This is a genomic window from Candidatus Limnocylindrus sp., assembly GCF_040397235.1.
Lineage (GTDB): Bacteria > Chloroflexota > Limnocylindria > Limnocylindrales > Limnocylindraceae > Limnocylindrus.
Genome location: NZ_JBBAWH010000001.1, coordinates 93,210 through 100,253, shown reverse-complemented (window position 1 = coordinate 100,253; position 7,044 = coordinate 93,210). Strand labels below are relative to the sequence as shown.

At 64.7% G+C, this 7,044-nt stretch carries 5 protein-coding genes; all 5 read right to left on the bottom strand.

Features of this window, described 5'->3' with window-relative positions:
* Positions 1-938: GNAT family N-acetyltransferase (locus AC3LB0_RS00545; protein ID WP_488649229.1), on the bottom strand; the 938-nt coding region annotated here is incomplete at its 3' end.
* The gene (gene murJ, locus AC3LB0_RS00540) at positions 935-2,545 is read right to left on the bottom strand and encodes a murein biosynthesis integral membrane protein MurJ (RefSeq protein ID WP_488649228.1); all 1,611 of its coding nucleotides are present in this window, start codon (positions 2,543-2,545) and stop codon (positions 935-937) included. The genes AC3LB0_RS00545 and murJ, both read right to left, overlap by 4 nt.
* Positions 2,542-3,504, bottom strand: coding sequence for a tyrosine recombinase (locus tag AC3LB0_RS00535; RefSeq protein ID WP_488649227.1), 963 nt, complete (start codon positions 3,502-3,504; stop codon positions 2,542-2,544). The genes murJ and AC3LB0_RS00535 overlap by 4 nt, the downstream gene beginning before the upstream one ends.
* The gene (topA, locus tag AC3LB0_RS00530) at positions 3,504-6,071 is read right to left on the bottom strand and encodes a type I DNA topoisomerase (RefSeq protein WP_488649226.1); all 2,568 of its coding nucleotides are present in this window, start codon (positions 6,069-6,071) and stop codon (positions 3,504-3,506) included. The genes AC3LB0_RS00535 and topA overlap by 1 nt, the downstream gene beginning before the upstream one ends.
* Positions 6,068-7,039 carry a DNA-processing protein DprA gene (locus AC3LB0_RS00525; RefSeq protein WP_488649225.1) on the bottom strand — a complete coding sequence of 324 codons (972 nt, stop codon included), beginning with the start codon at positions 7,037-7,039 and terminating at the stop codon, positions 6,068-6,070. Before AC3LB0_RS00525 ends, topA begins: the two co-directional genes overlap by 4 nt.
* Positions 7,040-7,044 lie beyond the last annotated feature (5 nt).

Below are 7,044 nucleotides of genomic sequence, written 5' to 3'. Positions count from 1 at the left end.
CCCTCAACCGGAACATCCCGATGTCCAGCAACATCCACGCCGCCGAGATCGGTGATACGGCGCTCCCCCGCAGCAATCTTGATCGCCGTCCAACGCAGCAGGGCAAGCGCACCAGGGGTCTCCCTCCGCGCGATGGGATCGTCACCCGATGCGTCGGTGGTGATGCGTTCACCATGTCGCAAGATCACGATGAAGGCGACAAGTGCGCCGGCGGTGCCGCGGACGGCGAGGATCTCAGCGCGTTCCGTTGCAACGAGTTGATCCCACCAGCGGATCATCGATGCCGATGAGCCGAGCGCGAACGATTTGCGCTGCGCCGTGGCCTCGAGTAAAAGCTGCACTTGGTCCCAGAGTGCCGTGCGCTCAGGAGCAGGAGTGAGGTGCGTGATCCGTTCGGCAACGAACCCTGCACGCTCGGCGAGCGTGATGCGCTGGCGAGTGCTCTTGGTGATCCCCTCAAAGAGGTCAGCCTCCGATGTTCCGGTCGCGCTGGCGCGCAGCACCATCGCATGTTGGCTGGGAAAGATCTCGTCGGTTTTTTGGAGTCCAGCGTTACGCAACGCAGACTCGGTCGCCTCGCCAGCCGGCAGCCACGGATCAGCATCTAGTGCGACGAGGCCGTACTCCGCTCCAAGCCAGGTGGCGACGCGCTGAATGCGCTCTGCAACAGCCACCGCCTGAGCGACCGTGGCGCCCCACGGAGCGAGTGGCCCACGCGGCGCATGCCCTTTGGGGAGGCCGAAGAGTGGAGCGCGATTCAAGAGGATGCCGATTGGGGCGTCATCAGCCTCTAGCGCGATCGCTTCGCGCCCGAGGCTGGCTCGATAGGTGAGCCAGGCACTCCCCTGGTGTACGTCACCGCCAGGCGCATCGACGGCGCGCGCATCCCACGCGCGTTGTGCCTCAAGAGAGCCCAGATCAACGCGGCGGATCGTCATGCGCTCACCTCGGCACGCAGGAGAAGCGCCCGAAGCCCTTTTGGCGCGAGTGGTGCGATGCGGCGGAACAGCGGGAGCGCCTCTCGTCGGCGCGCCAGAATCGTGAGGGCAACATAGGCGGCAAGTCCAACGACGGTGCCGAGTGTCGCAACCGCCGCACCTGGCATTACCCCCGAAAGGCGTGCCCCCTCAAGGAGTGGCAGTGTGATCGCGGTCGCAAGCCCCGCCGAAACGAGTGCTGCAATGACGGCAAAGAGAGCGATGCCAACAACCGTGGCCGCGTTGAGGATCTGCCTGTGCGCAACCAGCAGGGCAAGCAGGACAACCGCCTCAATCCAGGTGCCGAGAGGGAGTGACGTCGCAATGCCAGTCACTCCCACGAGCGGGACCCAGAGGGTCGCCAGGGCGAAGATCACGATATTCCCACCAAGCTCCGCGAGAGTGGGGCGCACCGTATCGCGCAAACCGTAGAAGAGGCGCACCGCGACCGAGATCACGCCGTGCGCGACGAGGCCAATAAGGAGCAGCCGGAGTAGATCTGCGGTCGCGACCGCAGAGGCGTTATCGATGTTCCCGCCAACAACGAGCCGCACCGCGTCATACGAGAAGAGTGCGCCAAGCGTTGCGATGGGCGCCATCATCCAAATCACGGCCCCGATGCTTGCAACGGCCAGCGCGCGTACGACCGCGAAATTTCCGCGTGCCGCCTGGGCCGCCACCTTCGGAAGAATCGCAATGCCAATCGAAGAGGTGACCAGGGCGAGTGGCACCTGCAGGAGGGTGAAGGCGTACGACCAAATCGTGATCGCACCCGGCCCAGTGGTTCCGGCGAGCAGAATGAGATACGCGAGCAGCAGCTGGACCAGCACAACCGAGCCGACACGTGGCAGGAGCGAGCGAAGCGCATCCCGCAGGAGTGGATCACGGAAGTTCGGCCGTGCCGGACGCAGGGCGCTTCGCATCAGCACGACGCCAGTTATGACCAGTACGGCAATCGCACCAGCAGCCGTACCAATGGCTGGTCCATAACCTCCAGCGGCGCGGCCGCCGATCAGCGCGCCGGCGATCGTTCCAGCGCTGTACACCAAGCCGGTAATGGCAGTGACGCCAAACTGCGATCGCGCTGCGGCGGCACTGGCGCAAATGGCGGAGAGTGCCAGCGCAATCGTGGCCACCAGCAGGATGACGCTGAGGTCTGACGCCTCGCGCTGCTGGGCGCTCGGTAATCCACCCATCAAGAGGCCGCTAAGTGCGCTTGCACCAATGATGACGACCAGCGAGAAGAGGCCGAGGAGGAGGAGCATGGTGACGAACACTGAGCCCACGAGCCGCTGCGCTCTGCGACGTTCGCCCCTCTCAAGCAGAGCACTCAACTGCGGCACGAGGACGGTTGCAATGGAACCTGCGGCAACCAGCGCGAACACGATATCGGGGATGCGGAATGCGGCGAGGAATGGGTCGAGCGTTCCGGTCGCCCCAAAGACGGCAATGAGGACCGTGATGCGCGCCCATCCAGCGATGCGTGATGCGAGTGCACCGGCGGCGAGAATAGAGCTGCTACGCGCAGTGCTTGAACGAGCAATTGGCACCGCTCGACGCGGCTTCATGGCTTAGCCCCTGCACGTCGTGCGCGCGGGTGCGCCGACTTGTATAGCCCGCGTAGGCGCGTCGTTGAAACATGGGTGTAGACCTGTGTCGTTCCGAGGCTCTCGTGTCCGAGCAGCTCTTGCACGACGCGCAGGTCCGCGCCGCCATCAAGGAGGTGTGTAGCAAACGAGTGGCGCAACGTGTGTGGGTGAAAGGCCTCCGGCAGACCGGCGGCACGTGCGATGTCGTCAAGTCGCGCGCGCGCGCCACGCTCTCCGAGCGATCCACCGCTGCGATTCAAGAAGAGTGCCGCGCCTGGAGTGGCGGCGAGTGCAGCAAGCACCGGGCGACCATCTGAGAGATACGCTTCGAGGGCACGACGACACGGCGCGCCGAAGAGCCCAACACGCTGCTTGTCACCCTTCCCCGTCACCTTCACTTCGCCACGTCCAAGCTGCAGGTCGGCGAGCTTGATTGCCACAACTTCGGCAATGCGTAGGCCGGCTCCATAGAGCAGTTCAATCAGCGCCGTATCGCGAAGCGCCAGCGAGGCTGAGTTGCCAATCGCCGCCTGCGCGATGAGCTGCTCCACCTGCGCTTGCGACAAGACATCGGGGAGCCGCTTCTCACGCTTCGGTCGGGCGAGCGCATGCAGCGGATCCTTCGCCACACTCCCCTGCCGCACCCAGAATCGGTAGAAGGTGCCGAGAGCGGCGAGCCGCTGCTGCACGGTGGAGCGCTCACCATCTTCACTGAGGAGCGCGATGTAGCGACGCAGGTCAGCGCGACTTGGCGTGCGCCAATCGATCCCCTCGTCGTCGTACCAGGCGGTGAGCCGCTCTACCGCCGTGCGGTACGAACGTTCTGTTGCAGCGGAGAGGGCGCGTGCGCGCAGGTGCATGATGAACGGAGCAATTCGCGGGTCAGTCGCAGCAGAAGAGAGCTGCGCCACGGGAGCCGGTTCGCGGCCCCGACTCATTAGGCCGTTTCCACCAGTTCAGCCGGTGCTTCCGCGACCGGCTCAACGGCGACGGGCTCCGCCGCGGGATCCTTGCTCTTCGCCTTGGCCTTGGCCTTCGGCTTCGCCTTACCCTTCGGCTTCGCCTTGGCCTTCGTCTTCGGCTTCGCCTTGCTCTTTGATGCAGCCTTCGCGCCACTCTCGACTGAGGCTGCTGCACCGCGTCGTGGGCGCTTCGGCACCCAGGCGAGCGGATCAGGCTCGCCACCCGCAATCACCGAACCAACGGCAACCACCTCTGGCAGCGTCACGCGCGCGCCACACTTCGTGCAGATGCCGCCCTCATCGTCTTTACCGATGACGGAGCCACACTCGGCATGTGTCGCACCCGACGGACGCGGTCGAATCGTCTTGCAATCGGGGTAGCGGTTACACGAATAGAAGTAGGTGCCCCTCTTATTGTTCTTCTTCGGGCCGAGCTTGCCGCCGTGCTCGGTGCCACAGACCGGGCAGAGCGCGTCAAACTCCAGCTTGAACTCTGCGGGAACCTCGGCCTTCGGAATGTATTTGCACTCTGGATACCGATCGCAGCCGAGGAACCAGCCGAAGCGGCTCCGTCGCTGCGCCATCTTTCCACCGTGTTCAGCGCCGCACATTGGACACGGGAGACCCGCACCCTCAAGGGTCGGCGTGTCGCCGGATGGCGTGTCGTCGCCAATGACCTTTGATAGCGACTTGCGCTCGGCATGCTCTGGGTAGAGGGTGCAGGCGAGATACCAACCGAATCGCCCGAGGCGCTCCTCCATCGGATGCCCCTCTGAGCACTCCTCTTCGCTGGCGCGGTTACGGAACTCTCCAGCACCGATTGACTGCGCCTTCTCAAGAACGAGTGGGTCGAAGGTGCTCCAGAACTTCTGCAAGACATCGCGCCAATTCGCGCGCCCCTCTGCCACAGCATCAAGCTCCTCCTCCATGCCGGCGGTGAAGCCGAGGTCAACGAAGGCGGTGAAGTGCGTCGTGAGTAGGTCGCATACCGTTTCGCCGAGGCGCGTGGCGCGAAGGCGATTATCTTTGTCGCGGTCGACATATTCCCGCTCTTGAATGCGCTCGATGATGGCGGCGTAGGTAGATGGTCGCCCGATGCCGTACTTCTCGAGCTCCTTGACGAGCGTCGGCTCGGTAAAGCGTGGCTCGGACTTTGTGGCATGCGCCACACCTTCCACGGTTGCAACGCTCCCCTTCGAACCCTCTGGCAGATCGGGAACCTTCGCCTCAGCATCTTCGTCTTCGTCATCGCGACCCTCGAGATAGACCGCGGTGAAGCCTGGCTCGAGTGTTCGCGTCGCAACAGTCTTCAGGCGATCACTCCCCGCGCTCCAAATCAACGTCGTCGAGGCGGAGAGCTTGTCGGGCATCTGCGACGCAATCGTGCGGCGCCAGATCAGCGTGTAGACCTTCAGTTCGCGTTCGTCAATGTATGGCGCGGCGAGTTCGGGGGTGAGGGCGAGATTGGTTGGGCGAATCGCTTCGTGGGCCTCTTGTGCGTTCTTTGACTTCGAGGCGTACTGGCGGCCGCCCTCAACGATCATCTCTGGGCCGAATCGTTCACGGATCACTGCCGAGGCGTCGCTGATGGCCTGCTGGCTCAGCGTTGGCGAATCGGTGCGCATATAGGTAATGAGGCCGGTGCGCTCGCCGCCGATCTCCACACCCTCGTAGAGCTTCTGGGCGAGCTGCATCGTGACGCGCGAGCGGAAGCCGTGCTTGCGACCCGCCTCTTGCTGCAGTGTCGATGTGGTGAATGGCGGAACGGGGCGCTGCTTGCGCGTCCCCTCACTGCGATCCACGACGACCGCGTCGGCACCCTCGAGTCGAGCTACCGCCGCTGCTGCTACCTCTGGATCGAGCTCAAGGATCTCCCCCTTCTCGCCGATGAGGGTGGCTGGGACGATCAGGTCGACAGCGGTGGCTGGGCGAATCCCAATTTCAACGGTGGTGTAATGACGCGGGATAAAGGCGCGGATGACGCGCTCGCGCTCCACAACGAGGCGGAGTGCCACCGACTGCACCCGCCCCGCCGAGAGCTTCGGCTTTACGAGTCGCGAGAGGAGCGGCGAAAGGCGATAGCCGACGAGGCGATCCAGGATGCGGCGCGCCTGCTGAGCGTTAACAAGATCCAGGTTGATCGCGCGGGGGTGGGCAAACGCCTCGAGGATGGCCCCCTTGGTGATCTCGCTGAAGGTAACCCGGCGTCGGTCCGCCTCGGGGATACCGAGGGCCTCCGCCACATGCCAGGCAATCGCCTCCCCCTCACGGTCAAGGTCGGTTGCCAACCAGACGGAGGTTGCCTTCTTGGCGGCACGAGTGATGTCATCGAGGCGCTTCTGCTTATCTTCAATAATCTCGTAGACTGGGGTGAAGCCGTTCTCCACGTCCACCGCCATGCTCCCCTTCTTCGTCTTCTGGGGGAGATCTCGAATGTGCCCATAGGAGGCGAGCACGGTGTAATCGGGGCCGAGATACCGCTCGATCGTCTGGGCCTTGGCCGGCGACTCGACGATCACGAGGTTGGTGGCTGCCTTCGTCATGGGCGAGAGCGTAGCACCGACCCCAGAACGCGCCGCCAACGGCCACCGCGCTGCTCGATCAGCCCGCGCAGGCTCAAGAGGGTCAGGGCCGCCACGAGTGCCCCTGGCAACTCCCGCGAGAGGCCGCTTAGATCGCCCTCTACGACCCCCTCAGCACCAGCTGCATCGACTCTCTGAAGGATTTCACGCTGCAAACCGGAGGCCTCACCCGCGCCGGCGCTCGTTGCTACGAAGGCCACCTCCGGAGGCGCAGCGAAATGACCACGCAAGGACAACGCACAGACAGCAAGCCACGCGCGGAGGTCGGCCTCCCCTGAAATGAGCACGGGCGAGCGCTCTTCTGTGAGACGCAAAGACAACTCTTGTGCCCGTTGCAGCCAGCGCAGGCCCCCCTCCGCTGTCGCTGCACCGTACGGGGCGCTGACGATGGCGATCGGGAGCCCAAGCCCTGCCGCCGATTCTGCGGTGATCAGCGCCCCAGAGCCCTCAGGTGCTTCAACGACGATTAGCCCGTCGCAGAGGGCCGCCAGGAGGTGGTTGCGGGCGGCAAAGCTCCAGGCGGCAGGCGGAGTGCCGACCGGTCGATCAGAGAGAAGGAGGCCGGCCTGCTGGATCTGCTCAGCAAGGCGCCGCGCTCCGTAGCGCAGCCCGAGCGGGGCGGGACTAGGAAGTACGGCGATCGTCTCCCCTCCCGCCTCTACGGCTGCCAAATGGGCCGCTTCGTCGATCCCCAGGGCGAGCCCTGAGACGACGCACCACCCCGATCGCGCAACCTCAAAGGCGATGCGCCGAGCGGCCGATATGCCGTGGGGCGAGGGGCGCCGCGTGCCGACGATCCCAATGGATGGCCTCCCCAGCACCTCCACCCGCCCCTGCGCCCAGAGTGGGCGCCGCCGATCTGCATCGGGGGCGAGCCCGAGCGGCTCGCTGCGCCGCTCAGGGATTCGCGGGTCGCCTGGGTTCAACATCACGG